Here is a 22528-nt window from a genome sequence, read left to right as displayed (position 1 = left end):
AAAAACAATGAGGTTTATTCATTCCGGATCCACCCGGCGCCGGGCGGCGTTCGCGGCTCTCGCGACGAGCGCCGCGCTGGTCCTCAGTGCCTGCGGTGGCGGTGCGGCCACCGAGGGTGGCGGCGCCGAAGGCGGCAGCGGGTCCGACGGGGAGCAGACGATCACGTTCATCCCCAAGCAGCTCAACAACCCCTACACCGACGTGGTGCTGGGTGGCGGCGAGGACGGCGCCTCGGAAGCCGGTTTCGCCTCCTCCGAGGTGGTCGGCCCGCTCGACGCCAGTGCGTCCAGCCAGGTGTCCTTCATCAACGCGGAGACGCAGCGCGGCACCAACGTGATCGTGATCGCCGCCAACGACCCCGACGCCGTCGGCCCCGCGCTCGAGGAGGCCCGCACCGCGGGTGCCAAGATCGTCGCGTTCGACTCCGACACCAACCCGGACTACCGCGACCTCTTCGTCAGCCAGGTCAACGCCAAGGACGTCGCCCTGATCCAGCTCGAGCTCATCTCGAAGCAGATCGGCGGCGAGGGTGAGGTGGCGATCCTCTCCGCCACCGCCAACGCCACCAACCAGAACGAGTGGATCAAGTTCATGGAGGAGGAGCTCGCCGCCAACCCCGAGTACGCGAAGATCAAGCTCGTGGCGAAGGTCTACGGCGACGACGACGACACCAAGTCCTTCCAGGAGGCCCAGGGCCTGCTGCAGGCCTACCCGAACCTGAAGGGCATCATCTCGCCCACCACGGTCGGCATCGCCGCGACGGCCCGCTACCTCTCCACGTCCGAGTACAAGGGCAAGGTGGCGCTGACCGGGCTCGGGCTGCCCAACGAGATGCGGCCGTTCGTGAAGGACGGCACCGTCAAGGAGTTCGCTCTCTGGGACCCCGCACAGCTCGGCTACGTGGCGGCCTTCGCGGGCAAGGCACTGGCTGACGGCTCGATCACGGGCGAGGTCGGCGACACCTTCGAGGCCGGCGAGCTCGGCGAGCGCGAGATCGCCGAGGGCGGGATCGTGCTGGTCGGTCCGCCCACCGTGTTCACCACGGAGAACATCGACGACTACGACTTCTAGTCGTCCGGGGCGGGGCGCTCCTGAGGGGCGCCCCGCCTTCGCCTGTCCGCTCGTCCCGTCCGTCCCCCGCCGCCTGCCGACCGTCCCAGGAGCACCATGACCACCGACTCCCCGGCATCGTCCGTCGCACCGCTCACGCTGTCCGGCCTGCTCGAACCGATCCGCCGTCGCCGTACACGCCTCGGACTCGTCTCGGGAGGGCTCGGGGCGTACTGGCCGCAGTTCCCCGATCTCCTGCCGCAGCTGCAGGAATCGGCGCGGTACGTCACGGCCCGGTTCGAGGCGCTGGACGCCGACGTGACCGACGTCGGGTTCGTGTCCGACGCCCGGGAGGCGGCGCTGGCCGCCGAAGAGCTCCGGCGTGCTGACTGCGACCTGATCGTCATCTTCCTCACCACGTACCTGACGTCCTCGATGGTCCTGCCGATCGCGCAACGCTCGCAGACCCCGGTCCTCGTCATCGACCTCCAGCCCACCGAGGCGATGGACCACGCGAACTTCGACACCGGGAAGTGGCTCGCGTACTGCGGCCAGTGCCCCGTGCCCGAGGTCGCGAACGTGTTCAGGCGCGCGGGTGTCCCGTTCCGCTCGGTCTCCGGTCACCTCGAGCAGGAATCCGCCTGGGGGCGCATCAACCAGTGGGTCCACGCGGCCGGCGTGCGCGGCCGGCTGCGGCACGCCCGGCACGGGCTGATGGGGCATGTCTACCCGGGGATGCTCGACGTCTCGACCGACCTCACCACCGTCTCCACGACGTTCGGCTCGCACGTGGAGGTGGTCGAGTTCGACGACCTGCGCGAGTTCGTCGGCGAGGTGACGGACGAACAGGTCCGGGACCGCGTGGCACTGGCCCGCACCCTGTTCACCGTGGACCGCTCGGTGAACGAGGACGACTTCGCCTGGGGCGCGAAGGTCTCCGTGGGGCTCGACCGGCTCGTCACCGAGTTCGACCTCGACTCCCTCGCCTACTACCACCGCGGGCTCGCGGGGGAGCAGCACGAACGCCTCGGCGCGGGCATGATCCTCGGCGCCTCGATCCTCACCGCGCGTGGTGTCCCCATGGCGGGCGAGTACGAACTGCGCACATCCATCGCGATGCTCGCCGCGCAGGCCATGGGCGCCGGCGGGTCCTTCACCGAGATCCAGGCGCTCAACTTCCTCGACAACGTGGTGGAGATGGGCCACGACGGCCCGGCGCACCTCGCCGTGAGCGCCGCGGACCCGCTGCTGCGCGGGCTCGGCGTCTACCACGGCAAGCGCGGATGGGGCGTCTCGGTGGAGTTCGACGTACGCCACGGGCCCGTCACCACCTTCGGGATCGGCCAGGACCCGGACGGCTCCTACGTCTTCATCACGTCCGAGGGCACCGTCGTGCCCGGGCCGCTGCTCGCGATCGGCAACACGACGTCACGCGTGGACTTCGGGGGAGACCCCGGCGTCTGGGTGGACGAGTGGAGCCGGACGGGCATCGGCCACCACTGGGCGCTCTGCGTGGGCCATCGCGCCGCCGATGTGAAGGCTGCGGCGGTCCCTGCTCGGCGTCGAGCACCGCCACGTGACCCTCTAGTCCTCCCTGCCGGCATGCCCGCCGGCGTCCCTACCGACATCGAACGGAGATCCATGGAACGCGTGTGCTTCCAGCTGCAGGTCCGGCCCGAACTGATCCCTGAGTACCGCGACCGCCATGCGGCCATCTGGCCCGACATGGCGCGGGCGCTCAAGGAGACCGGGTGGAACAACTACTCCCTGTTCCTGCGACCGGACGGCCTGCTCATCGGGTACGTGGAGTGCGAGGACTTCGCCGCGTCCCAGGCCGCGATGGCCGATACGGACGTCAACGCGCGGTGGCAGGCGGAGATGGCGCCGTTCTTCGTGGCGCTCGAAGGCCGGCCGGACGAGGGCTTCCTCCGGCTCGACGAGGTCTTCCACCTCGAGGACCAGCTGTAGGCCCGGACGCCGCCGCCCGCCGGCTTCTTCAGCCGCGCCGGCCGCCCGTCGGCACGCCGCGCGCCAGGCGCAGCAGGGTGAGGGCGAGCGTGCCCGCCACGGGCGTCCAGATCGTCCGTTCGAGCCGGGACCGCGACGCGAGGTTCATGACGGTGCCGAGCAGCATGAGTGCCGAGCCCCCCGAGAGGATCCTGCGTCGCGCCGTCGCGCCCGGCCCCCTGCCCAGGGTGATCAGGGTGAGCGCGCCGTAGACCGCGGAGGCCACAGCGCTCGCTGCACGGTACCGCGGCGGCAGCACACCGCGGTGCGCGCCGCCGTACGCGGCTTCTCCCCAGGGTGCTCCGAGGGCGAGTGCGGCCTGGAACGCGCCGACGATGGCGAGGAGGCCGGCCGCCAGGGCCGCCGGGCGCTGCCGGGCGGGTGGCTGGAGAGGACGTCGCGTCATGCTCGGATCCTAGCCCGCCCGCCACGCCGGAACGCGATCCGGGGCGCGGGTCGGTCCGGGAGCCCGGTCGGCGTCAGCTCCCGGTGAGCTCCTCGGCGAGCATCACGATGATACCACTGGGGCCGCGGAGGTAGGTGAGCCTGTAGGCGTCCCCGTATCTCGCCACGCCGCGCAGGGGATAGCAGCCGTGCCGCGCGGCGATCTCCAGTGCCTCGTCGATGTCGTCCACGGAGAAGGCGACCCGGTGCATGCCGATCTCGTTGGGCAGGGTGGGTTCCGTCTCGATCGCGTCGGGATGGATGTACTCGAAGAGCTCGAGGCGACCGTTGCCGTCCGGCGTCTGCAGCATGGCGATCCTGGCGTGGTTCCCGTCGAGGCCGACGGCGGTGTCCGTCCACTCCCCGCTGACCGTGTCGCGGCCGAGGACGGTGAGCCCGAGGTCGGTGAAGAAGGCGATGGTCGCCTCGAGGTCGCTGACAGCGATTCCGACGTTCTCGAGTCTGATGGGCATGCGGCACACGTTACTCCCCGTCCCGAGGATCGTCCGGCGCCCGTGCGCCGGACGAGTGACGCCCGGCAGATCGGTACTCCCTCTTGCTAGCTACCGCTACTCAGTGTTACTTTGTACCGGTACCAAGCGACACAGAGTAGACGGGAAGGAGCCATGGGCAAGCAGGCGACGGAGATGCTGAAGGGCACCCTCGAGGGGATCGTCCTCGCCCTCCTGTCCGGACGGGCGGCCTACGGGTACGAGATCACGGCCTGGCTGAGGGACCAGGGCTTCACGGACATCGCGGAGGGCACCATCTACGCGCTCCTGATCCGCGCGGAGCAGCGCGGCCTCGTCGATGTCGAGAAGGTCCCGTCCGAGAAGGGCCCCCCGCGCAAGGTCTACACCCTCAACGCGCGGGGGCAGGAATACCTCAACGAGTTCTGGAGGACATGGAGCTTCCTCTCCGAACGGCTCGAACAGCTCCGAGAAGGAGGACGGTGACCATGTGGATCGAGAAGATCGTCGGGGACCTCGGCGACAAGAAGCGGTACAGGGAGTACAGGGAGCGCGTGCGGCAGCTGCCCGACGGCTACCGGGAGGCGGCCCTCGCGCTCGAGCGCTACCTCCTCCACCTCGGACCGAGCAATGACGGCAGCAGCCTCATCGCGATGGTCACCGACCTCGCCGATCTGCTCGAGCAGAGCGTCGCCGCGGGCACCCCGCTCCGCGACGTCGTCGGGGCCGACCCCGTGGAATTCGCCGAGGAGTTCATGCAGAACTACGGCGGCGGGAGCTGGATCCGGAAGGAACGGGACAGGCTCGCCACGGCGATCGACCGCGCCGAGGCGGAGGAACGGCGGTGACCACCGGGGCTCCCGTCATCCGGGTGACGGCGCTGGAGAAGTCGTACAAGGACCTGCGGGTCCTGCGCGGCGTCGATCTCGAGGTGGCCCGCGGCAGCATCTTCGCGCTGCTCGGCTCGAACGGCGCCGGCAAGACGACGGTCGTGAGGATCCTGTCCACCCTGCTCGCCGCGGACGCCGGGACGGCCACCGTCAACGGGTTCGATGTCACCACGCAGGCGCCGGACGTCCGCGGATCCATCAGCCTCACGGGACAGTTCGCCGCCGTCGACGAGGTGCTCAGCGGACGCGAGAACCTCGCGCTCGTCGCGAGGCTCCGGCACCTCGAGGATCCGCGTGGGATCGCCGAGGACCTCCTGCGGCGCTTCGCGCTGACCGACGCCGCGGAGCGCAGGGCCGCGACCTACTCCGGCGGCATGCGGCGCCGCCTGGACATCGCCATGAGCCTGATCGGCCGCCCACCCGTCATCTTCCTCGACGAACCGACCACCGGGCTCGACCCCGAGGCGAGGCTCGAGGTGTGGCGGGCCGTCCGGGAACTCGCCGGACAGGGCACCACCGTGCTGCTCACCACGCAGTACCTCGACGAGGCCGAGCAGCTCGCCGACCGCATCGCCATCCTGCACGAGGGCCGGATCATCGCCGACGGCACCCTGGCCGACCTCAGGCAGCTTCTTCCCCCCGCCCGCGTCGAGTACGTCGAGAAGCAGCCGACCCTCGAGGACGTCTTCCTCGCGATCATCGGCGGAGACACCGCCGTGCCGGCGACGGAGCCGACCGCCCCGGAGGGATCCCGATGAGCACCCACTTCGTCGGCGACACGGCTGCCCTCACGGGACGTTCACTGCGCCACATCACCCGCAGCGTGGACACCATCGTCACGACGGCGGTGATGCCGGTCGCCATCATGGTCCTGTTCGTCGTCGTGTTCGGCGGGGCGATCGACACCGGTGCCTCCTCCTACGTGAACTACATGCTGCCGGGCATCCTGCTCATCACGATCGCCTCCGGGGTGGCCTACACCGCGTACCGGCTGTTCCTGGATCTGCAGAGCGGCATCTTCGAGCGCTTCCAGTCCATGCCGATCGCCCGGTCCAGCATGCTGTGGGCCCACGTGCTCACCTCCGTCGTCGCGAATCTCGTCTCGCTCGCGATCGTGGTCGGCGTCGCCCTCCTCATGGGCTTCCGGACGGCCGCGGGCCCCGGAGCCTGGCTCGGCGTCGCCGGCATGCTCGTGCTCTTCACCCTGGCCCTGACCTGGATGGCGGTGATCGCGGGCCTGTCCGCGAAGACCGTGGACGGCGCGAGCGCGTTCTCCTACCCGCTGATCCTCCTCCCGTTCATCAGCTCGGCCTTCGCCCCGACGGAGACCATGCCCGGCCCGGTGCGGTGGTTCGCCGAGAACCAGCCCGTCACCTCCATCGTGGATTCGATCAGGGCCCTGTTCGCGGGCCGGCCCGCCGACGGCGACATCTGGACGGCGCTCGCCTGGTGTGGGGTGCTCCTCACGGCCGCCTACGCCGTCGCGATCATCACCTACCGGCGGAAGGCGGCCTGAGGCCGCTCTGCCCTGAGCAGAGCGGCCCCCGTTCGGGCCCCGCCGGGGCTACAGTCAGGCTGCATGGGCGAGATTCTGTACTTTCCTCTCCAGCCGGCCACCGCACGACGGCGGGAGGCCCCGCCGCGGGAGCAGCGCAGGGCCGCCGGCCCTCCGCGCACCCCGGAGGATGCCGGCCGGAGCCGCGAACCGCTGCTGCGCGAGGCCTACGGCGAGGTGCTGCGGGACCTCCGCCTCGACCGGGGTGAGCGCCTCACGGACGTCGCCGGCCGTGCGGCCATCTCGCCGCAGTACCTCTCCGAGATCGAACGCGGACGCAAGGACGCCTCCTCCGAGATCCTCGCGGCCATCGCCCGGTCGCTCGGCGTGACGGTGCGGACGCTGAGCTCCCACGTCGCCGCCCGCATGGCGCGGGGCGGCACCTCCCGGGTGGACCTCGCCGCCTGAGCATCCCTACCCGGGCAGGTCGGTCTTCCGGTACTCGACCACGGTGTCGACCACCCCGTAGTCCACCGCCTGCCGCGCGTCGAGGACGAGGTTCCGGTCGGTGTCCCGCCGGATGTCCTCCACGGTCTTGCCCGTGTGCCGGGCGAGGAGCTCGTCCAGGAGCGCCGTGATCCGCTCCACCTCGTCGGCCTCGAGGATGAGGTCGGGGATGGTCCCCCTGCCCGTGTCGATCGTCGGTTGATGCAGCACCACGCGTCCCCGCGGGAGGATGGAGCGTGCCCCGCGCTCGCCGCCGGCGAGCAGGACCGCCGCGGTGAAGGTCGCCTGGCCGATGCACGTGGTGCGGACCGGGGGAGTGACGTACTGCATCGCGTCGTACACGGCGAGCATCGCGCTGATCGAGCCGCCCGGCGAGTTGATGTACAGGTCGATCGGCAGCGACGCGCTCGCGGACTCCAGGTGGAGCAACTGCGCGATCAGGGCGTTGGCCACGCCGTCGTCGAGGGGCGTGCCGAGGTAGATGATGCGCTCCGTGAGCAGGCTGCTGTAGATGTCGAGGGTCTGCTGCGAGCCGTTGCCGTGCCGCACCGTGACGTAGGGGATGGTGTAGGTGCTCATCGCACGCCTCCCAGGCTGACGGCGGGGCGCCGGCCCGGCCGGATGTCGTCGAGGTGGTCGATGATCCGGTCCACGAAGCCGTACTCCCGTGCCTCGGCCGCCGTGAACCAGCGGTCGCGCAGCGAGTCGGCGGTGACACGCGCGACCGGCTGGCCGGTGTCCGCCGCGATGAGGCCCAGCACGGTGTCGCGCGTGTGCCGGAGATCCTCCGCCTGGATGGCGATGTCCATCGCGGTGCCGCCGATCCCGCCGGAGCCCTGGTGCAGCAGGACGCGCGCGTGGGGCAGCGCGAACCGCTTGCCGTGCGTGCCGGCGCTGAGCAGGAACTGCCCGGCGCTGAGGGCGAGGCCCAGGACGACGGTGGAGACGTCGTTCGGGATCAGACGCATGACGTCGCGGATGGCGAGCATCGCGGGCACCGACCCGCCGGGGGAGTTGATCCACAGGCTGATGTCGCGCTGCGGGTCCTCGGCCGAGAGCAGCATCAGCTGTGTACACAGCCGGTTGCCGCCCTCCTGGTCCAGTTCGGTGCCGAGCAGGAGGATCCGGTGGCTCATGAGCTGCTGGGTGAGGGTGTCGTCGAGGGATGTGGGTCTGCGTTCGTCGGTCATGACCCCACCCTCGCCCCGGTGCGGTAGGGGGACAACGGCGTGCTGCCGCCGGCAGATCTGCTGCCGGCAGTGCAGGTCAGTAGCTCCCCGGTGTTCCGTCGTCGGCCGCCGGGATGAAGGCGGCGGCGAGCGCTTCGGAGCCGCGGGCCAGGAGGGCGACGTCGGCGCCGACGAGGATGAAGGACGCCCCGGAGTCGAGGTAGCTCCTGGCCGTGGAGGGGGTGAAGGCGTTGACGCCGGCGGGTTTGCCGGCGGTCGCTGCGGCTTCCAGGCAGTGCTCCACGGCTGTGCGCACCCGAGGGTGTTCCTGCCGGCCGAGCAGGCCCATCGACGCGGCGAGGTCCGACGGTCCGACGAAGATGGCGTCCACGCCGTCGACCGCGAGGATGTCCCCGACGGCGTCGACGGCGGTGGTGGATTCGATCTGGACGGTGACGCTGACCGTTGCGCCGGCCGTGGCCAGGTAGTCGGGGACCCGGTTCCAGCGGGCGGCGCGAGCCAGCGCGGACCCCACGCCGCGGACGCCCTCGGGCGGGTAACGGGTCGCGGCGACGGCGGCTCGCGCGTCGGCGACGCTGTCGACCATGGGGATGAGCAGGTTCTGCACGCCCAGGTCGAGGTACTGCTTGATGAGCACCGGGTCGTTGACGGGCGGGCGGACGAGGGCCTGGGCAGGGTAGCCGGAGATCGCCTGGAGCTGGGCGAGGATCGATTCGAGGCCGTTGGGGCTGTGCTCGGCGTCGATGAGCAGCCAGTCCAGCCCTGCGCCGGCGCAGATCTCGGCGACGAGCGGACTGCCCGAGCACACCCACATGCCGGCCAGCGGACGGTCGGCCCCTGCCAGTGCCTGGGCGAAGGTGGGTGCTAGGCGAAGCGGCATGTGACGGCTCCCAGGGGCCCGTAGTCGGCGTGCACGGTGTCGCCTGCGTAGACCCACAGGGGTCGGGTGAAGGATCCGGCGAGGATGATGTCCCCGGCCCTGAGCGTGTCGTCGTGGGCGGCGATCTTGTTGGCGAGCCAGTGCACGCCCGCCGCCGGATGATCCAGCACCCCCGCGGCGACCCCGGTCTCCTCGACGACCTGGTTCTTGTAGAGGATCGCGGACACCCAGCGCAGGTCCACGGCGTCGGGCCGCACGGGCCTGCCGCCGACGACCATGGCGCCCATGGCAGCGTTGTCCGAGATGGTGTCCACGATGGTCCTGCCGTCCATCTCGATCCGGGAGTCCAGGATCTCCAGGGCCGGCACCACGTAGTCGGTGGCGTTGAGGACGTCGAAGATCGTGCAGCCCGGCCCGGCGAGGTCGTCCTTGAGGACGAAGGCGAGCTCCACCTCGACCCGCGGGTGCGTGTAGGCGTCCCACGCCACCGAGCAGCCGGTCTCCAGGACCATGTCGTTGAAGATCGCACCGTAGTCGGGTTCGGTGATGCCCGTCGCCGCCTGCATCGCCCGGGAGGTGAGGCCGATCTTCCGGCCCACGAGGGTGCGGCCGGCGTCCTCGTTGCGCTGCCGCCACAACCGCTGGACCGCGTAGGAATCCTCCACCGTCATCCCCGGGTAACGCGCGGTCAGCAGCGGCACCGGCGTCCTGGTCCGGGCGGCCTCCAGCAGCTCGTCGGCGATGGCCTCGATCGTCGCGTCGTCCAGCATGGCTACAGCTGCGCGCCGAGTTTGAAGCCCTCGGCCACGCCGTCGTCGTCCCTGCGGGTGTAGGAGAAGCCGTCGGCGCCGACGGTGACGGCCATCTCGCTCTTCTCCTCGCGTTCCGTGACGGGTTGCGGGTTGCCGTCCAGGTCCAGCACGAGGGAGGCCTCGGTGTACCAGGACGGTACGACGGGGTTGCCCCACCAGTCGCGGCGCTGGTTGTCGTGCACGTCCCACGTGATGGTCGGGTTGTCGGGATCGCCCGTGTAGTAGTCCTGGCAGTAGATCTCGATGCGGTGGCCGTCGGGGTCCAGGATGTAGAGGTAGAAGGCGTTGGACACGCCGTGGCGTCCGGGGCCGCGCTCGATGCGGTCGCTGATCCGCAGGGCGCCCATCTTGTCGCAGATCTGGATGATGTTGTGCTTCTCGTGGGTCGCGAACGCCACGTGGTGCATGCGGGGACCGTTGCCGCCGGTCAGGGCGGTGTCGTGCACGGTCTGCTTGCGGTGCATCCACACCGCGTAGGTCACGCCCTCGGCGTCCTGGATGTCCTCCGAGACGCGGAAGCCGAGATCCTCCAGGTACGCCCGTCCCCGGGGCACGTCCGGTGTGACCTGGTTGAAGTGGTCCAGCCGCACCAGCTCACCGGCCGAGTAGAGATCGTAGCGCTGCGTGAGGCGCTCGACGTGCTCGACGTCGTAGAAGAACTCGTACGGGAAGCCCAGCGGATCCTCGACCCGGACGGAATCCCCGACACCCTTCGTGAAACCGTTGGCACGGCGTTCGGTGCGGCAGCCCAGTTCCCTGTAGTAGGCCTCGGCGGCGTCGACCTCGGCCGGTGACTTCACGCGGTACGCGAACGCCGCGACGGCGGCGACCGGTCCCTTCCGCAGCACGAGGTTGTGGTGGATGAACTCCTCCAGGGACCGCAGGTAGATGGCCTCGTCGTCCTCCTCGGTCACGTGCAGGCCGAGGACGTCGACATAGAACGCGCGGGAGCGGGCCAGATCGGTCACCACGATCTCCATGTACGCGCAGCGCACGATGTCGGGAGCGGGCAGGGTGGGGGTGGGGACGAAATCAGTCATAGCGGTCTTCTCTCCTGTGAGCGGAAGGGCGGATCAGCCTTCGTTGGCGGCGGAGGCGTCGATGCTGCCGAACTTCGGGGTGTGGACGGTGCCGAGCGTGATGTGCACGGCCTGCTGGTCCGTGTAGAAGTCGATGGAGCGGTAGCCGCCCTCGTGGCCGAGTCCGGAGGCCTTGACGCCGCCGAACGGTGTGCGCAGGTCGCGGACGTTGTGGCTGTTGAGCCACACCATCCCGGCCTCGACGCTCTGCGCGAAGATGTGGGCGCGGGTGAGGTCCTTCGTCCAGACGTAGGCCGCGAGCCCGTAGCGCGTGTTGTTCGCCAGTGCCAGGGCCTCGTCGTCGGTGTCGAAGGGGGTGATGGCGACGACGGGGCCGAAGATCTCCTCCTGGAAGATCCGCGCGTCGGGGGCCACGTCCGCGAAGACCGTCGGGGCGATGTAGTTGCCGTGCGGGAGGTGCTCGGGACGGCCGCCGCCGGCCAGGAGGCGGCCTTCCGTCTTCCCGATCTCCACGTAGGAGGCCACCTTCTCGAAGTGCTCCGGGTGCACCAGGGCGCCCACCTCGGTCCTCGGGTCGTGCGGGTCGCCGACGACGATGGTCTTCGCCCGTGCCGCGTACTGCTCGCAGAACGCGTCGTAGACCGGGCGTTCGACGAGGATGCGTGAGCCCGCGGTGCAGCGTTCCCCGTTGAGGGAGAACACCCCGAAGAGGGCCGAATCGATCGCGGCGTCGATGTCCGCGTCCGCGAAGACGACGCAGGGGGATTTGCCGCCGAGCTCCATCGAGAGGCCCTTGAGGTGGGCCGCGGCGTTCCGGAAGATCGTCTGGCCCGTGGTGGTCTCGCCGGTGAAGGAGATCAGCGGGACGTCCGGGTGCTTCACCAGGGCGTCACCGGCCTCCTCGCCGAGCCCGTTGACGAGGTTGAACACGCCGTCGGGCAGGCCCGCGTCCTTGAAGATCTGCGCCCAGAGCGAGGCGGAGAGGGGGGTGAACTCGGCGGGTTTCAGGACGACGGTGTTGCCCGTGGCCAGCGCGGGCGCGAGCTTCCAGGACTCCAGCATGAAGGGCGTGTTCCACGGGGTGATGAGCCCGGCGACGCCGATCGGCTTCCGGTTCACGTAGTTGATCTGGGAGCCGGGCACCTTCATGGCGTCGTCGAACTGGGCCACGATGAGGTCCGCGAAGAAGCGGAAGTTCTCGGCCGCCCGCAGCGCCTGGCCCTTGGCCTGGGTGATGGGCAGGCCGGTGTCGAAGGTCTCGAGTTCGGCGAGCCGCTCCTCCTGCGCCTCGACGGCGTCGGCGATCCGGTTCAGGACCCGTGCCCGTTCGCGGGGTTTCATGCGGGGCCACGGCCCGTTGGTGAAGGCCTCCCGGGCGGCTGCGACCGCGAGGTCGATGTCCTCCTGCTGCCCGGCCGCCGCGGTGGCGTAGGGGGTGTTGGACACGGGGTCGAGCACGTCGAACGTGGCGCCGTCCACCGAGTCGACGAAACGCCCGCCGATGTAGTGCTGGATGGAGGAGGGCAGCCCCTCGGGGATGTACTGCTCGGTCGCGGTGCCGGTCGTCGTCATCGGTGGGTCCTCACGGTGGTTCTGGACGGGGTCATGGGCGTGCTCGCAGAAGGTGTCATGGACGGGTGTCCTGGGCGTGTGCCAGGTACGCGTCGAGGGTGGCGCCGCGGTGGGCGCGGGCCGCGCGCTCGATCGCCTCGGCGTCGGCCTCCTGCTCGATGAGGCGGAGCAGGCCCTCGTGTTCCTCCACGGAGTCGTGGGCGCGGCCGGGGACGAAGCGGAAGGTCGAGGACCGCAGCGATGCGAGGCGGTTCCAGCCGCGGTGCACGAGATCCAGGATGTGCGGATTCGGGCAGTGCTCGAAGAGGATGGCATGGAAGTCCTGGTTGAGCCGCGTGAACCGCACGGGATCGAAGTGCTCCAGGCAGGCCCGCATCTCCTCGTTCACGGCGCGGGCGCGGGCGATGTCCCCGGCGTCGACGAGCGGGGCGGACAGGGCTGTCGCGGCGCCCTCGACGAGGCTCAGGGTCTGCATCGTGTACAGGTACTCGGTGGGGTCGATCCCCGCGACCGTGGCTCCCACGTTCCGCTGGAAGGTCACCAGGCCCTCCGCCTCGAGGCGGCGGATCGCCTCCCGGACGGGCACCACGCTCACGCCGAGGTCCTGCGCGATCGCCGCGAGGACGAGGCGGTGCCCGGGCGGGTAGGTGCCGTCGACGATCCGCGCCGTCACGGCGGTGTACGCCTGCTGCGACTTGCTGCCCTCCGCCGTGAGGTCCCGGGAGGTCCCGGCCACCTCAGTCATCGGACTGCCCCGCCTGCCATTCCTCGTACCGTGCACGCCAGGCGGCATTCAGCGGGTACAGGCCGTCGACGCCGTGCCCCTGCCGGACCATCTCCGCTATGAACGTCTCCTCACGCTCCTGCGCGACCGAGTCCTCGGCGAGCTCGACGGCGAGTGCGGGCGGGATCACGAGGATGCCATCGGCGTCCGCGACGATGATGTCGCCGGGCTGGACGGTCGTCCCGCCGCAGGCGATGGTCACATCGGTGTCCCACGGGATGTGGCGCCGACCGAGCACGGCGGGGTGCGGGTTGGCGTAGAAGGTGGGCATGTCCATCGCGGCCACCGTCGCGAAGTCCCGGACGCCACCGTCGGTGATGATCGCCGCGGCACCGCGCACCTGGGCCCGGAGGGCGAGGATGTCCCCGATGGTGCCGGTGCCCTTCTCGCCGCGGGCCTCCATGACGAGGATCTCGCCCTCGTTCACGGTGTCGATCGCCCTCTTCTGGGCGTTGAACCCGCCGCCGTGCTCCTTGAACAGGTCCTCGCGGTTAGGCACGTAGCGCAGCGTCCGGGCGAGGCCGACGACCCGCTGCCCCGGCCGGGTGGAGGTGAGTCCGTCGATGCTGACGTTGTTCAGTCCGCGCTTGCGCAGCTGGGAGGAGAGCGTGGCGGTAGAGACGCTCTGGAGCCTGGCCTTCAACTCGGTGGTCAGGACGTGCATCTGCTCGGCTGCGGGGAGTCCGGCCGCTTCGCGCGAACCGTAGGCCTCCTCGCGCTGGACGTCGTCCGCCCGGGGCCGGGCGCCGAAGTCCGCGAGCGGCGTCGTGCCCTCGCTCACGCGGGTGGTGAGGCGTCCCGTGGAGAGGTCACCCGCGAGCACCTCGATCTCGAGGAGGTCGCCGGGGGCGGCGACGGAGGCTCCGGCCGGCGTGCCGGTGAGGATGATGTCGCCGGGTTCGAGGGTCAGGAGCTGCGACAGGTCGGCGATGAGCCGCGCGAACGGGAAGAGGAGGTCGGCGGTGGTGTCGTCCTGGACGAGGGCACCGTTGTGCCAGGTGCGGATGGTGAGGTCGCCGGGGTCGACGGCGTCCGCGGGCAGGAGGCCCGGGCCCACCGGGGTGAAGCCGTCGCCGCCCTTGGCGCGCAGGTTGGAGCCCTTGTCGGCGTAGCGCAGGTCGTAGACGCCGAGGTCGTTGCTGGCGGTGATCCAGGCGACGTGGGCCCAGGCGTCGGCGGGGGAGACCCTGCGGGCAGCCGTGCCGATGACGAGCGCGATCTCGCCCTCGAAGCCGAGCAGCTCGCAGCCGGCAGGGCGCTCGACGGCGGAGCCGGACAGGGCGAGGGACGACGACGGCTTGAGGAAGTAGGAGGGCTGCTCGGGGGTGCGACCCCGCTGGGCGGCGCGGCTGGGGTAGTTGATGTGCACCGCGATGACCTTGCGGGCAGCCGCCAGAAGCTGATCGTCAACCTGTTCCACCCGCGGCTCCTCATTGAGTACGAAAATCGTATACGAAGCGTAGGCAGGGCGTGGAGGGTGCGTCAAGGGCGGGCGCCCGGGCAGGCAGGGGCCGGTGCTGGTCCTACTCGGTGACGCTGCGGACCACCCGTGCCGGCGAGCCCACGACGACGGCGTCCGCCGGCACGTCCTTCGTCACGACGGCGGCGGCCGCCACCACGGCGTTGTCGCCGATCGTCACGCCGGGCAGGATGGTCGCATTCGACCCGATCCAGACGTTGCGGCCGATGGTGATGGGTGCCGGATGCATGTCCGCGCGCCTGCTGGGGGAGAGGTCGTGGTTCAGGGTCGCCAGCACGGTGTTGTGGCCGATCAGGGTGTCGTCTCCGATGACCACCCCGCCCTGGTCCTGGAAGGTGCAGCCCGCGTTGATGAAGATCCGCTTCCCGAACGTGATGTTCTTCCCGAAGTCGGAATGGAACGGTGGGAAGACCGTCACCGTCGGATCGATCGGCTTCCCCGTCAGCTGGGACAGCAGCTGCCGGACGCGCGCCGGTTCCTGGTAGCCGCTGTTGAGTTCGCCCGTGAGGCGCAGTGCCTCCTGGCTGGCGGTATGCATCACCACGTGCAGCGGCGAGCCCGCGGTGATCGTCCCACCAGCGGTCAGGGCGTGCAGCAGTTCGTCCAGTTCCATGGTTCCTCCCTCGCGGGCGCCGGTCCCGTCCTGTCAATCTACGCGCCTCTCGCCGGGTCGTGCCCGTCCTGCCCTGGCGGGGCGGGCCGTGGGGAAGAGGAAACCGGCGACGACGAGCCAGAGCAACGAGCCGAAACGGCCGATCGGGATGAGGACCTGCAGTGGTTCGATGACCATGCCGAGGAAGCTGAGCTCGGCCGCGACGGCGATCACCAGCCCGATCCACGCGAGAGGTGCGGGGATGAGGCGGAGGATCAGTGCGGGTACGGCGATGCCGGCAACGAGCAGCCCGAGCCCCAGCACGTGCGCGAACCCGCCGACGGCGAAAGCCAGGTAGGCCAGGGCGTGCGTGAGTTCCGGCTGCGCGCTGACGGCCGGCTGGGCCTGGGTCCAGGTGATGGCCGCGGACACGGTGAGGAGGATGGCCGCCGCCGTGCCTCCGAACAGGGCGATGGTCGGTCCGGGGACGCGGATGCCGAGGCGTTGCTGACGCGCGTACATCGTGGCGGCGTGGATGCCGAGCGGGATCGCCGAGCCCAGCTGCAGCATGGCGGCGACCCGCACCGCGAGACCGTGCTCGGCGAAGACGGCCGTGACGTCCTCGGTGTCCCCCAGCGGCGAGCGGATCCCGCCACCGCCGGACAGTGCGGCCAACGCGAGCAGGCTGCCGACGAGAAGGCCGAGGGACACCAGGGCGAGGATGCCCGGATGCGGGCCGTGTACCCGCGGGGAGCTTCCAGTGGGGCGGGTTCCCGCCGGGGCCGGATTACCATTCATGGCGCTTATGATACTCTCGGTGAACTATTTGTCGAGTGGACTACTATTGCTTCCGTGAGTGGTCATCCCCAGCGACGCGTCGCGTTCCTTCTTGCCCAGATCGGCGCGGACGCGTCGTCGGCGTTCGACCGGGCGGTCGAACAGCTGGGCATCACCGCGTCCGAAGCCGGATTGCTCCGCCTGGTGGGGCGTCATCCCGGGATCAGCCAGAAGGCGGCCAGCGAGCACCTCGGCGTCGGCCCCAGCCGTGTGGTCGCCGTCCTCGACCGGCTCGAGGCGGGCGGGCACCTCGAGCGGCGCCGCAGCGTCACGGACCGCCGCACCCACGAGCTCACGCTCACCCCTGGGGGTGAGGAGCTCCTCGCACGGCTCCGCCCCGTTGCCGAGGCCCATGAGAAGGCCTTCACCGCGATGCTTCCCGAGGGCGATCTCGACCGGCTCGCCGGGTACCTCGAAGCGATCGCCGAGGCCCGGCACCTCGACCGCGAGGTGCATCGCCAGACAACCCCCCGCTGATCCGGGTGCGGCTGCGCCCCGACGGCAAGGTCCATGCAGTGCCGGGCCCGAAGCAGCCCTGCCCTATGTATCCGCGCCGTGCCGTCCGACGGCGTCGACCTCATCGGGATGCGGCGCTATGGGAGGTCCCACGGTCTGCTCGTCGTGGAACTCGACGTAGCGGCCGAGGTAGCCGAACATGACGGCGAAAAGCGCGCACGTGACACCGAAATTCAAGTAATAGAGGGAACCGCTGAAAATGAATTCGGCACGCAGGAAAATGCAGCCCATCCACAATGCTGTGATTACCCAGGAAATCACGAACCGCGCGAAAGCCCGATTCTTCTCGACCGGGCTCGTACGGTCGGTCACGCGAGTCTCCCTCCAGTTTTTCCGGGGGGTCCCTGTCGAATGCATATCGAACTCCTGACGGACGCGCAGGTCCGGCTTCTCCGCCCCGCTGCCGGCGAGTGGATTTCCGCACCGCGGGGCGAGGCATGCCCATGGCCGGATGCTGCACTGCGGGTGACGTACAGCAGCCGGCCACGGGTGCCAGGCCCCCTCCACCGGCGGCGGTGGGCATCGTCGATGCTTGATGCGAAAGGCCTTCAGGGCTGTCGCCTCCGGCCGATGGCCGGTGCGGCGGCACTACCTCTGGTTCTTGCGGGGCTTCACGAACAGCAGTTCGCTGGACTCAGCCTTCGCCTTCTTGTCGGCGCGCTTTTGCAGGATCGACTTTCCCTGCTTTTTCGCCCCAGCGCTTCTGGGGGACTTTCCTGACAATGGGATCACCACCTTCCACTCCGATACCCAACACCATACCCACTTAGAATATTTAATCCAGTTCGTCACCCCGCCGAGCGCGGCCACGGTGGAATTGCTTAAAAAGCAATACGGGCTATGCTCGGAACTTATATCTTCCTGAAAAAGGTCCCCGATCGCTTCCCGCCGGAAGCGGTCATCTCTGTTTGAGGAGTAGAAATGCTGCATCCGATGACGCCCGTCACGTGGCTCACGCCCGACGCCCACGCCCGCCTGGAGAAGGAACTGGGCGAGCTCCTGGCGGCCCGGGGCACGGAGCAGGAGATCGCCGACAGGCTCGCCGTCGAAACCCGTATCCGGCAGTTGATGGCGATCCTGAAGGACGTGCGCCTGCACTCACCGGCCGACGACGGGATCGTGGAGCCCGGGATGCTCATCGAAGCGAGCATCGACGGTCGCCCGCAGTGCTTCCTGATGGGCAGCAGGGAGATCTTCGGTGACGGCAACCTCGAGGTCTTCAGTGAGCGGAGCCCCTTGGGGGTCGCTATCCGGGGCCTGAAGCCGGGTGACGAGACCTCCTACACCGCCCCGGGCGGCAGCACCATCTCCGTCTCCATCATCTCCGCCCGACCCTACCGGGGCTCGGGCTCCCACCCGCCGCGCGCAGGTCTGACGGGCTGAGCATCAACGAGGCGGGAGGGAACCAGGGTGGGTCAGGTCGTCGGAATCGGCCACGGGCGCCAGGATGCGGAGGGCTTCTTCCGTCTCGTGGCGTCGCTGGACGTCTCCGTCGTCGTCGATGTCCGCACCTTCTTCGACCTGCCGTCCCGACCGCAGTTCGCTCCGCAGGCGTTGGCCGTCGGGCTTGCCGGTCACGGGATCCGCTACCGCCGCATCGAAGTCCTCAGCGGATCCCGGGACCGTGAAGGGCCGGACACGGACCTCCGTCCCAGCCCCAGGCGCCCGGGCGGCTATGAGGCCCACTTGCGGTCCGGTCCCTTCCGTGCGGGCCTGTCCGCTGTGATCAGGGAAACTCTGTCGGCCCGGGTCGCACTCATGTGCGCGGAGCGACGCTGCCGCTGCCATCGGCTCCTGCTCGAGCAGGAGCTGGCGCGGAACGGCATCATCGTGGTTTCTCAGTGGCCGGCTCCTCAGGGGCCGGCGTCGCCGTCGGCGGAGGCCGCAGTACGGGCTGCCTGCACGGCTCCGCCGAAGTACACCTCGACCTCGCGCACGAGCCCGTCCTCCACGCGCGTCGCTTCCACGTTGCGGTAGGCGCGCCCGGCGACCGTGTACTCGTACCGGTGCAGCACGACACCGCCCACCTCGACGAGCTGCAGGGTCGTCGCCGGTGCGTCGAAATGACCGGCCGAGGGGAAGCACTGCCGCAGCCAGGCGTCCCGGCCCAGATGGTCGTCCTGCGGACTGGTGAACGTGAACTCCCGCGCCATCAGCGACAGCGCGAGAGCCTCGTCCTGCTCCTGGAAGGCGCGCACGAATTCGAGAACGGTGTCCTGCGGCGAGAGAGCCATACGCCGATCCTGATCCCCCGCAAGCGCTTCCGTCCAGACCCCTCGACCGGGCGGTGCCGCGGTCAGCCGCCGTAGGTGGGCGTCACGTCGAGGACCCACGTGACGCCGAAGCGGTCGGTGAGCATCCCGAAGCCGGGCGTCCATGCCGATGCGGCGAGGGGCTCGATGACGGTCCCGCCGTCGGCAAGGCCGTCCCAGTAACCGCCGATCTCCTCGAGGGTCCCGGCCCGCACCGACTGGAAGAAGGTGCGGTCGGTGAGGGTGGTCCCGTTCTCGCGGCGGGTGGTCCCCGCCGTCGACGGGGTGCCCGCCGCGTCGTCGTACCCGGGGACGTCATAGGCCATGAGACGGAACCCCTCCTCGTTCTCGAGTTGCCCGAAGACGACCTTCCCTGCTCCGGGTGCATCCTTCGGCATCCCGAGGTCGGCGTAGGTCGCCACGGTGACGAGGCCACCGAAGACCGTCCGGTAGAAGTCGAGAGCCTGGTGCGCGGTGCCGCGGAAATTCAGGTGGGTGGTGGTCGTGATGCTCATGTGGTGTCCTCTTCCCTGGTGTCTGACGGACGGAAACGCCGTCCCGCCTCCACCATGGCGGAGGTAGAGGTCAGAATCGGTCCTCTACTCCCGCGATACTGGGGGCATGACGGGAAGTTCTTCGCGGATGCTCGCACTGCTCTCGATCCTGCAGACCCAACGGGACTGGCCGGGCGGGGTCCTGGCCGAGCGGCTGGGGGTCACGCCACGCACGGTCCGCCGGGACGTCGACAGGTTGAGGGAGCTCGGCTACGCGATCCGTGCCGTCAAGGGCCCCGACGGAGGCTACCGGATGGCGGCCGGTTCCGAGCTGCCCCCGCTGCTGTTCGACGACGACCAGGCCATCGCGGTCGCCGTCGCCCTCCAGGGAGCGCCGGCGTCCGGAGTGGCGATCGACGAGGCGGCGGAGCGGGCCCTGGCGACCGTGCGGCAGGTGATGCCCTCACGGCTGCGGCACCGCGTCGACGGGATCCGTTTCGCGGCGGCCGGGCAGGACGGCGCTGCGACGCGCGTCGATCCTGCCGTCCTGGAGACAGTCAGCGCCGCCGTCCGGAACCGGAGGACGCTGCGCTTCGACTACCGCCGGGACGAGGCGCCGCGGCGCAGCCAGCCACACGCGATCGTCGCCCGCGCGGGCCGCTGGTACCTCATCGGCTGGGACCTCGACCGCGACGACTGGCGGATCTACCGCCTCGACCGGATGTCACCGCGCTCCCCGGCCGGGGCCGTGTTCCTGCCCCGCGACCTCCCGGCGCCTGATGCCGGCACCTTCCTGGCTGCCCGGTTCAAGGGTTCCGGCACGGAGGACCGCTGGCCGTGCACCGGAGAAGCCGTCATCGACCTGCCGCTCGAGGACCTCCTGCCGTTCCTCGGCACCGACACCGCCGAGGAGCTCACCGAGGGCTCCTGCCGTCTCACCGTCGGGTCCTGGTCCTGGACCGGCGTCCTCGCATCCCTCGCACGGTTCGACGCCCCGTTCACGATTCTCGGGCCGGAAGCCCTCGTAACCGCCGCCCGGGTCCTGGCGAGTCGTATCGACGCGGCCACCAGGACCTGACGGGGCCGGCCGGGACCGTCCCGCAGCCGGTCGCCCTCCCGTCCGGGCCCTCGTCACGCTGCTCCGCCTCCGGGCGCGGATCGACGACGGTCGCCGCAGGGTCCGGACTCCGGCCTTGAGTCCCGCCCCGCCCCCGGCTAGCATCAGCGTCACGATAGTAGAACGAGCCGTTCGATTATCGAACGCAGCAGCGGCACAACCACGACGAAGTGAGGACAGCCCGTGCAATTCCACCACCACGGTTACGTCTCGGGTGATCCCCGGATCCAGCCCGCCGCCGGTGTCGGCGTGGACCGGGCGCAGGAGCTCCCCGACGAGGTCGACGTCCTGATCATCGGCACCGGACCGGCGGGCATGATCACCGCCGCGCAGCTCTCGCAATTCCCGGGCATCACCACGCGGATCGTGGAGCGCCGGCCGGGCCGGCTCGCGATCGGCCAGGCCGACGGCATCCAGGCCCGCAGCGTCGAGACGTTCCAGGCCTTCGGGTTCGCCCAGCGCATCACCGAGGAGGCCTACCGGATCTCCGAGATGGCCTTCTGGAAGCCCGACCCAGCAGATCCCTCGCGCATCGTCCGCACCGCCCGGCCCGAGGACGATCCGACCGGTATCAGCGAGTTCCCGCACCTGATCGTCAACCAGGCCCGCGTCCTGGACTACTTCGCCGAGTTCATGAAGAACTCACCCACCCGCATGGAGCCCGACTACGGCTACGAGTTCGCGGGCCTGGCGGTCGACGACGACCACGAGTACCCGGTCGCTGTCACCCTCGTCCACACCGCGGGCCGGCACGAGGGTGAGCAGCGGACGGTGCGGGCGAAGTACGTGGTGGGCGCGGACGGCGCCCGCAGCAGGGTCCGCCAGGCGATCGGCTGCACCCTGGCCGGGGACCAGGCGAACCACGCCTGGGGTGTCATGGACACCCTGGCGGTCACCGACTTCCCCGACATCCGCCGCAAGTGCGCCATCCAGTCCGGGGCCGGCGGCAGCATCCTGCTGATCCCGCGCGAGGGCGGGCACCTGTTCCGCATGTACGTGGACCTCGGCGAGGTGGACCCCGCCACCAAGGGGGCGGCCCGCAGCACCACGATCGAGCAGATCATCGCGAAGGCCAACGAGATCCTCAGTCCCTACACCCTGGACGTGCGGAACGTCCCCTGGCACAGCGTGTACGAGGTGGGGCACCGCCTCACCGACCGGTTCGACGACGTCCTGCCCGAGGACGTGGGAACCCGCACGCCCCGCGTGTTCATCACCGGCGACGCCTGCCACACGCACAGCGCCAAGGCCGGCCAGGGCATGAACGTCTCCATGCAGGACGGCTTCAACCTCGGCTGGAAGCTCGGGCACGTCCTCGAGGGCCGCAGCCCCGAGGCGATGCTCGCCACCTACTCCGCCGAACGCCAGGTCGTCGCGAAGGACCTCATCGAGTTCGACCGGCAGTGGTCCACCCTCATGGCCAAGAAGCCCGAGGACTTCGCCGACCCGTCGGAACTCGAGGACTTCTACGTCAGCACGGCCGAGTTCCCCGCGGGCTTCCGCACCCAGTACGCGCCCTCCCTGCTCGTCGCCGCACCCACGCACCAGGACCTCGCCGCAGGCTTCCCGATCGGCAAGCGCTTCAAGTCCGCCCCCGTGGTCCGGGTCTGCGACGGCATCCCGATGCACCTGGGCCACCACGCCACGGCCGACGGACGCTGGCGCATCTACGTCTTCGCCGACCCTGCGGAGCCGGGAGCGGCCTCGAAGGTGGCGGACTTCGCCGCGTGGATCGGGAACGCGCCGGACTCGCCCCTCGCCGCGACGCCGGAGGGAGCGGACCGCGACGCGTGGTTCGACGTCAAGGTGATCTACCAGCAGGACCACACCCGGGTGGACATCGGGGGCGTCCCGCCGGAGTTCAAGCCCGCCACGGGACCCTTCGGGCTCACCGACTACGAGAAGGTGTACGCCGCGGACCCCTCCGCCGACATCTTCGCCCTCCGCGGCATCGACCGCACCGGAGCCGTCGTCGTCGTCCGTCCCGACCAGTACGTGGCGCACGTGCTGCCCCTGGCGGACACCGCGGGCCTCGCCGGCTTCTTCGCGCCCCTCCTCAGCAGGTCCGAGCGGCCCGCGGGCCGGGCCTTCGCCTGAC

The 22528-nt window shown here is 70.0% G+C and carries 27 protein-coding genes and 1 pseudogene; 12 read left to right on the top strand and 16 right to left on the bottom strand.

The window, feature by feature from the left end; genetic code table 11:
- The first annotated feature begins 7 nt into the window (after nucleotides 1–7).
- Both rhaS and QFZ50_RS14405 read left to right on the top strand, forming a co-directional pair.
- Nucleotides 8–1072: a rhamnose ABC transporter substrate-binding protein gene (gene rhaS, locus QFZ50_RS14415; protein ID WP_307085296.1), complete on the top strand. Its 1065-nt coding sequence runs from the start codon at nucleotides 8–10 to the stop codon at nucleotides 1070–1072.
- Nucleotides 1073–2692: 1620 nt separating this feature from the next.
- A complete protein-coding gene (locus QFZ50_RS14405; RefSeq protein ID WP_307086832.1) occupies nucleotides 2693–3019 on the top strand; it encodes an L-rhamnose mutarotase in 327 nt (108 codons plus the stop codon).
- 28 nt (nucleotides 3020–3047) lie between these two features.
- On the opposite strand, the gene QFZ50_RS14400 is transcribed toward QFZ50_RS14405, so the two are convergent.
- Nucleotides 3048–3464: a hypothetical protein gene (locus QFZ50_RS14400; protein WP_307085294.1), complete on the bottom strand. Its 417-nt coding sequence runs from the start codon at nucleotides 3462–3464 to the stop codon at nucleotides 3048–3050.
- A 73-nt stretch (nucleotides 3465–3537) separates the two neighbouring features.
- Nucleotides 3538–3975 carry a VOC family protein gene (locus tag QFZ50_RS14395; protein WP_307085293.1) on the bottom strand — a complete coding sequence of 146 codons (438 nt, stop codon included), beginning with the start codon at nucleotides 3973–3975 and terminating at the stop codon, nucleotides 3538–3540.
- 153 nt (nucleotides 3976–4128) lie between these two features.
- On the opposite strand from QFZ50_RS14395, the gene QFZ50_RS14390 reads away from it, so the two are divergent.
- From QFZ50_RS14390 to QFZ50_RS14370, 5 genes are all read left to right on the top strand, one after another.
- Nucleotides 4129–4458: a PadR family transcriptional regulator gene (locus QFZ50_RS14390; RefSeq protein ID WP_104050354.1), complete on the top strand. Its 330-nt coding sequence runs from the start codon at nucleotides 4129–4131 to the stop codon at nucleotides 4456–4458.
- Between the two features lie 2 nt (nucleotides 4459–4460).
- On the top strand, nucleotides 4461–4820 hold the full coding sequence (locus tag QFZ50_RS14385; RefSeq protein ID WP_307086830.1) for a DUF1048 domain-containing protein: 360 nt from the start codon (nucleotides 4461–4463) through the stop codon (nucleotides 4818–4820).
- Nucleotides 4817–5620, top strand: coding sequence for an ABC transporter ATP-binding protein (locus QFZ50_RS14380; RefSeq protein ID WP_307085290.1), 804 nt, complete (start codon nucleotides 4817–4819; stop codon nucleotides 5618–5620). The genes QFZ50_RS14385 and QFZ50_RS14380 overlap by 4 nt, the downstream gene beginning before the upstream one ends.
- Complete coding sequence (locus QFZ50_RS14375; protein ID WP_307085289.1) at nucleotides 5617–6378, top strand: ABC transporter permease; 762 nt, start codon at nucleotides 5617–5619, stop codon at nucleotides 6376–6378. The genes QFZ50_RS14380 and QFZ50_RS14375 overlap by 4 nt, the downstream gene beginning before the upstream one ends.
- Before the next feature lie 63 nt (nucleotides 6379–6441).
- Nucleotides 6442–6825: a helix-turn-helix domain-containing protein gene (locus tag QFZ50_RS14370; protein ID WP_307085288.1), complete on the top strand. Its 384-nt coding sequence runs from the start codon at nucleotides 6442–6444 to the stop codon at nucleotides 6823–6825.
- 6 nt (nucleotides 6826–6831) lie between these two features.
- Here the strand turns inward: QFZ50_RS14370 and QFZ50_RS14365 are convergent, their stop codons facing one another.
- The 10 genes from QFZ50_RS14365 to QFZ50_RS14320 all read right to left on the bottom strand — a co-directional run bounded on the left by QFZ50_RS14365 (nucleotide 6832) and on the right by QFZ50_RS14320 (nucleotide 16012).
- Entirely contained in the window at nucleotides 6832–7443 is a 612-nt protein-coding gene (locus QFZ50_RS14365) for a ClpP family protease (RefSeq protein ID WP_307085286.1), read from the bottom strand.
- The gene (locus QFZ50_RS14360; protein ID WP_307085285.1) at nucleotides 7440–8054 is read right to left on the bottom strand and encodes a ClpP family protease; all 615 of its coding nucleotides are present in this window, start codon (nucleotides 8052–8054) and stop codon (nucleotides 7440–7442) included. Before QFZ50_RS14360 ends, QFZ50_RS14365 begins: the two co-directional genes overlap by 4 nt.
- A 76-nt stretch (nucleotides 8055–8130) precedes the next feature.
- Nucleotides 8131–8934, bottom strand: a complete 804-nt coding sequence (locus QFZ50_RS14355; RefSeq protein WP_307085283.1) for an HpcH/HpaI aldolase family protein — start codon at nucleotides 8932–8934, stop codon at nucleotides 8131–8133.
- On the bottom strand, nucleotides 8919–9704 hold the full coding sequence (gene hpaH / locus QFZ50_RS14350) for a 2-oxo-hept-4-ene-1,7-dioate hydratase (protein ID WP_307085281.1): 786 nt from the start codon (nucleotides 9702–9704) through the stop codon (nucleotides 8919–8921). The genes QFZ50_RS14355 and hpaH overlap by 16 nt, the downstream gene beginning before the upstream one ends.
- Nucleotides 9705–9706: 2 nt before the next feature.
- Entirely contained in the window at nucleotides 9707–10786 is a 1080-nt protein-coding gene (gene hpaD, locus QFZ50_RS14345) for a 3,4-dihydroxyphenylacetate 2,3-dioxygenase (RefSeq protein ID WP_307085279.1), read from the bottom strand.
- A gap of 33 nt (nucleotides 10787–10819) precedes the next feature.
- Nucleotides 10820–12358, bottom strand: coding sequence for a 5-carboxymethyl-2-hydroxymuconate semialdehyde dehydrogenase (gene hpaE / locus QFZ50_RS14340; RefSeq protein ID WP_307085276.1), 1539 nt, complete (start codon nucleotides 12356–12358; stop codon nucleotides 10820–10822).
- A 55-nt stretch (nucleotides 12359–12413) separates the two neighbouring features.
- Nucleotides 12414–13103, bottom strand: a complete 690-nt coding sequence (locus tag QFZ50_RS14335) for a GntR family transcriptional regulator (protein ID WP_307085274.1) — start codon at nucleotides 13101–13103, stop codon at nucleotides 12414–12416.
- Entirely contained in the window at nucleotides 13096–14562 is a 1467-nt protein-coding gene (locus tag QFZ50_RS14330; protein ID WP_307085272.1) for a fumarylacetoacetate hydrolase family protein, read from the bottom strand. Before QFZ50_RS14330 ends, QFZ50_RS14335 begins: the two co-directional genes overlap by 8 nt.
- A 103-nt stretch (nucleotides 14563–14665) precedes the next feature.
- Nucleotides 14666–15235 (bottom strand): DapH/DapD/GlmU-related protein, encoded by a 570-nt coding sequence (locus QFZ50_RS14325; RefSeq protein ID WP_307085269.1) that lies wholly within the window; start codon nucleotides 15233–15235, stop codon nucleotides 14666–14668.
- A gap of 33 nt (nucleotides 15236–15268) precedes the next feature.
- Entirely contained in the window at nucleotides 15269–16012 is a 744-nt protein-coding gene (locus tag QFZ50_RS14320) for a hypothetical protein (RefSeq protein WP_307085267.1), read from the bottom strand.
- 54 nt (nucleotides 16013–16066) lie between these two features.
- Between QFZ50_RS14320 and QFZ50_RS14315 the strand changes: the two genes are divergently transcribed.
- Nucleotides 16067–16528, top strand: a complete 462-nt coding sequence (locus QFZ50_RS14315) for a MarR family winged helix-turn-helix transcriptional regulator (RefSeq protein WP_307085265.1) — start codon at nucleotides 16067–16069, stop codon at nucleotides 16526–16528.
- Nucleotides 16529–16591: 63 nt separating this feature from the next.
- Here the strand turns inward: QFZ50_RS14315 and QFZ50_RS14310 are convergent, their stop codons facing one another.
- Both QFZ50_RS14310 and QFZ50_RS14305 read right to left on the bottom strand, forming a co-directional pair.
- Nucleotides 16592–16879, bottom strand: a complete 288-nt coding sequence (locus QFZ50_RS14310) for a hypothetical protein (protein WP_307085263.1) — start codon at nucleotides 16877–16879, stop codon at nucleotides 16592–16594.
- A gap of 276 nt (nucleotides 16880–17155) precedes the next feature.
- Nucleotides 17156–17497, bottom strand: coding sequence for a hypothetical protein (locus QFZ50_RS14305; protein WP_307085262.1), 342 nt, complete (start codon nucleotides 17495–17497; stop codon nucleotides 17156–17158).
- Here QFZ50_RS14305 and QFZ50_RS14300 point away from each other — a divergent pair.
- Complete coding sequence (locus tag QFZ50_RS14300; RefSeq protein WP_307085260.1) at nucleotides 17489–17950, top strand: GreA/GreB family elongation factor; 462 nt, start codon at nucleotides 17489–17491, stop codon at nucleotides 17948–17950. The genes QFZ50_RS14305 and QFZ50_RS14300 overlap by 9 nt on opposite strands.
- A 27-nt stretch (nucleotides 17951–17977) precedes the next feature.
- Nucleotides 17978–18313 (top strand): annotated as a pseudogene (locus tag QFZ50_RS18255) (DUF488 family protein); the annotation flags it as partial.
- 107 nt (nucleotides 18314–18420) lie between these two features.
- Here the strand turns inward: QFZ50_RS18255 and QFZ50_RS14290 are convergent.
- The gene (locus QFZ50_RS14290; protein WP_307085256.1) at nucleotides 18421–18801 is read right to left on the bottom strand and encodes a nuclear transport factor 2 family protein; all 381 of its coding nucleotides are present in this window, start codon (nucleotides 18799–18801) and stop codon (nucleotides 18421–18423) included.
- A gap of 62 nt (nucleotides 18802–18863) precedes the next feature.
- Nucleotides 18864–19334, bottom strand: coding sequence for a VOC family protein (locus QFZ50_RS14285; RefSeq protein ID WP_307085254.1), 471 nt, complete (start codon nucleotides 19332–19334; stop codon nucleotides 18864–18866).
- A 106-nt stretch (nucleotides 19335–19440) separates the two neighbouring features.
- Here QFZ50_RS14285 and QFZ50_RS14280 point away from each other — a divergent pair, with 106 nt between their 5' ends.
- Both QFZ50_RS14280 and QFZ50_RS14275 read left to right on the top strand, forming a co-directional pair.
- Complete coding sequence (locus QFZ50_RS14280; protein WP_307085251.1) at nucleotides 19441–20391, top strand: helix-turn-helix transcriptional regulator; 951 nt, start codon at nucleotides 19441–19443, stop codon at nucleotides 20389–20391.
- Between the two features lie 222 nt (nucleotides 20392–20613).
- Nucleotides 20614–22527, top strand: a complete 1914-nt coding sequence (locus QFZ50_RS14275; protein ID WP_307085250.1) for an FAD-binding monooxygenase — start codon at nucleotides 20614–20616, stop codon at nucleotides 22525–22527.
- Nucleotide 22528 lies beyond the last annotated feature (1 nt).

Origin of the sequence: Arthrobacter agilis, from assembly GCF_030816075.1 — a bacterium.
Taxonomy (GTDB): Bacteria; Actinomycetota; Actinomycetes; order Actinomycetales; family Micrococcaceae; genus Arthrobacter_D; species Arthrobacter_D agilis_E.
The sequence above is the reverse complement of the archived record's forward strand: the minus strand, read 5'-3'. Positions and strand labels throughout refer to the sequence as shown.

Coding starts and splice junctions, on each gene's coding strand:
- QFZ50_RS14285 (WP_307085254.1), bottom strand. CDS start 19,334: ATGAGCATCACGACCACCACCCACCTGAATTTCCGCGGCACCGCGCAC.
- hpaD (WP_307085279.1), bottom strand. CDS start 10,786: ATGACTGATTTCGTCCCCACCCCCACCCTGCCCGCTCCCGACATCGTG.
- QFZ50_RS14300 (WP_307085260.1), top strand. CDS start 17,489: ATGCTGCATCCGATGACGCCCGTCACGTGGCTCACGCCCGACGCCCAC.
- QFZ50_RS14355 (WP_307085283.1), bottom strand. CDS start 8,934: ATGCCGCTTCGCCTAGCACCCACCTTCGCCCAGGCACTGGCAGGGGCC.
- rhaS (WP_307085296.1), top strand. CDS start 8: ATGAGGTTTATTCATTCCGGATCCACCCGGCGCCGGGCGGCGTTCGCG.
- QFZ50_RS14390 (WP_104050354.1), top strand. CDS start 4,129: ATGGGCAAGCAGGCGACGGAGATGCTGAAGGGCACCCTCGAGGGGATC.
- QFZ50_RS14365 (WP_307085286.1), bottom strand. CDS start 7,443: ATGAGCACCTACACCATCCCCTACGTCACGGTGCGGCACGGCAACGGC.
- QFZ50_RS14325 (WP_307085269.1), bottom strand. CDS start 15,235: ATGGAACTGGACGAACTGCTGCACGCCCTGACCGCTGGTGGGACGATC.
- QFZ50_RS14280 (WP_307085251.1), top strand. CDS start 19,441: ATGACGGGAAGTTCTTCGCGGATGCTCGCACTGCTCTCGATCCTGCAG.
- QFZ50_RS14375 (WP_307085289.1), top strand. CDS start 5,617: ATGAGCACCCACTTCGTCGGCGACACGGCTGCCCTCACGGGACGTTCA.
- QFZ50_RS14360 (WP_307085285.1), bottom strand. CDS start 8,054: ATGACCGACGAACGCAGACCCACATCCCTCGACGACACCCTCACCCAG.
- QFZ50_RS14385 (WP_307086830.1), top strand. CDS start 4,461: ATGTGGATCGAGAAGATCGTCGGGGACCTCGGCGACAAGAAGCGGTAC.
- QFZ50_RS14395 (WP_307085293.1), bottom strand. CDS start 3,975: ATGCCCATCAGACTCGAGAACGTCGGAATCGCTGTCAGCGACCTCGAG.
- QFZ50_RS14320 (WP_307085267.1), bottom strand. CDS start 16,012: ATGAATGGTAATCCGGCCCCGGCGGGAACCCGCCCCACTGGAAGCTCC.
- hpaH (WP_307085281.1), bottom strand. CDS start 9,704: ATGCTGGACGACGCGACGATCGAGGCCATCGCCGACGAGCTGCTGGAG.
- QFZ50_RS14335 (WP_307085274.1), bottom strand. CDS start 13,103: ATGACTGAGGTGGCCGGGACCTCCCGGGACCTCACGGCGGAGGGCAGC.
- QFZ50_RS14370 (WP_307085288.1), top strand. CDS start 6,442: ATGGGCGAGATTCTGTACTTTCCTCTCCAGCCGGCCACCGCACGACGG.
- QFZ50_RS14305 (WP_307085262.1), bottom strand. CDS start 17,497: ATGCAGCATTTCTACTCCTCAAACAGAGATGACCGCTTCCGGCGGGAA.
- hpaE (WP_307085276.1), bottom strand. CDS start 12,358: ATGACGACGACCGGCACCGCGACCGAGCAGTACATCCCCGAGGGGCTG.
- QFZ50_RS14405 (WP_307086832.1), top strand. CDS start 2,693: ATGGAACGCGTGTGCTTCCAGCTGCAGGTCCGGCCCGAACTGATCCCT.
- QFZ50_RS14400 (WP_307085294.1), bottom strand. CDS start 3,464: ATGACGCGACGTCCTCTCCAGCCACCCGCCCGGCAGCGCCCGGCGGCC.
- QFZ50_RS14290 (WP_307085256.1), bottom strand. CDS start 18,801: ATGGCTCTCTCGCCGCAGGACACCGTTCTCGAATTCGTGCGCGCCTTC.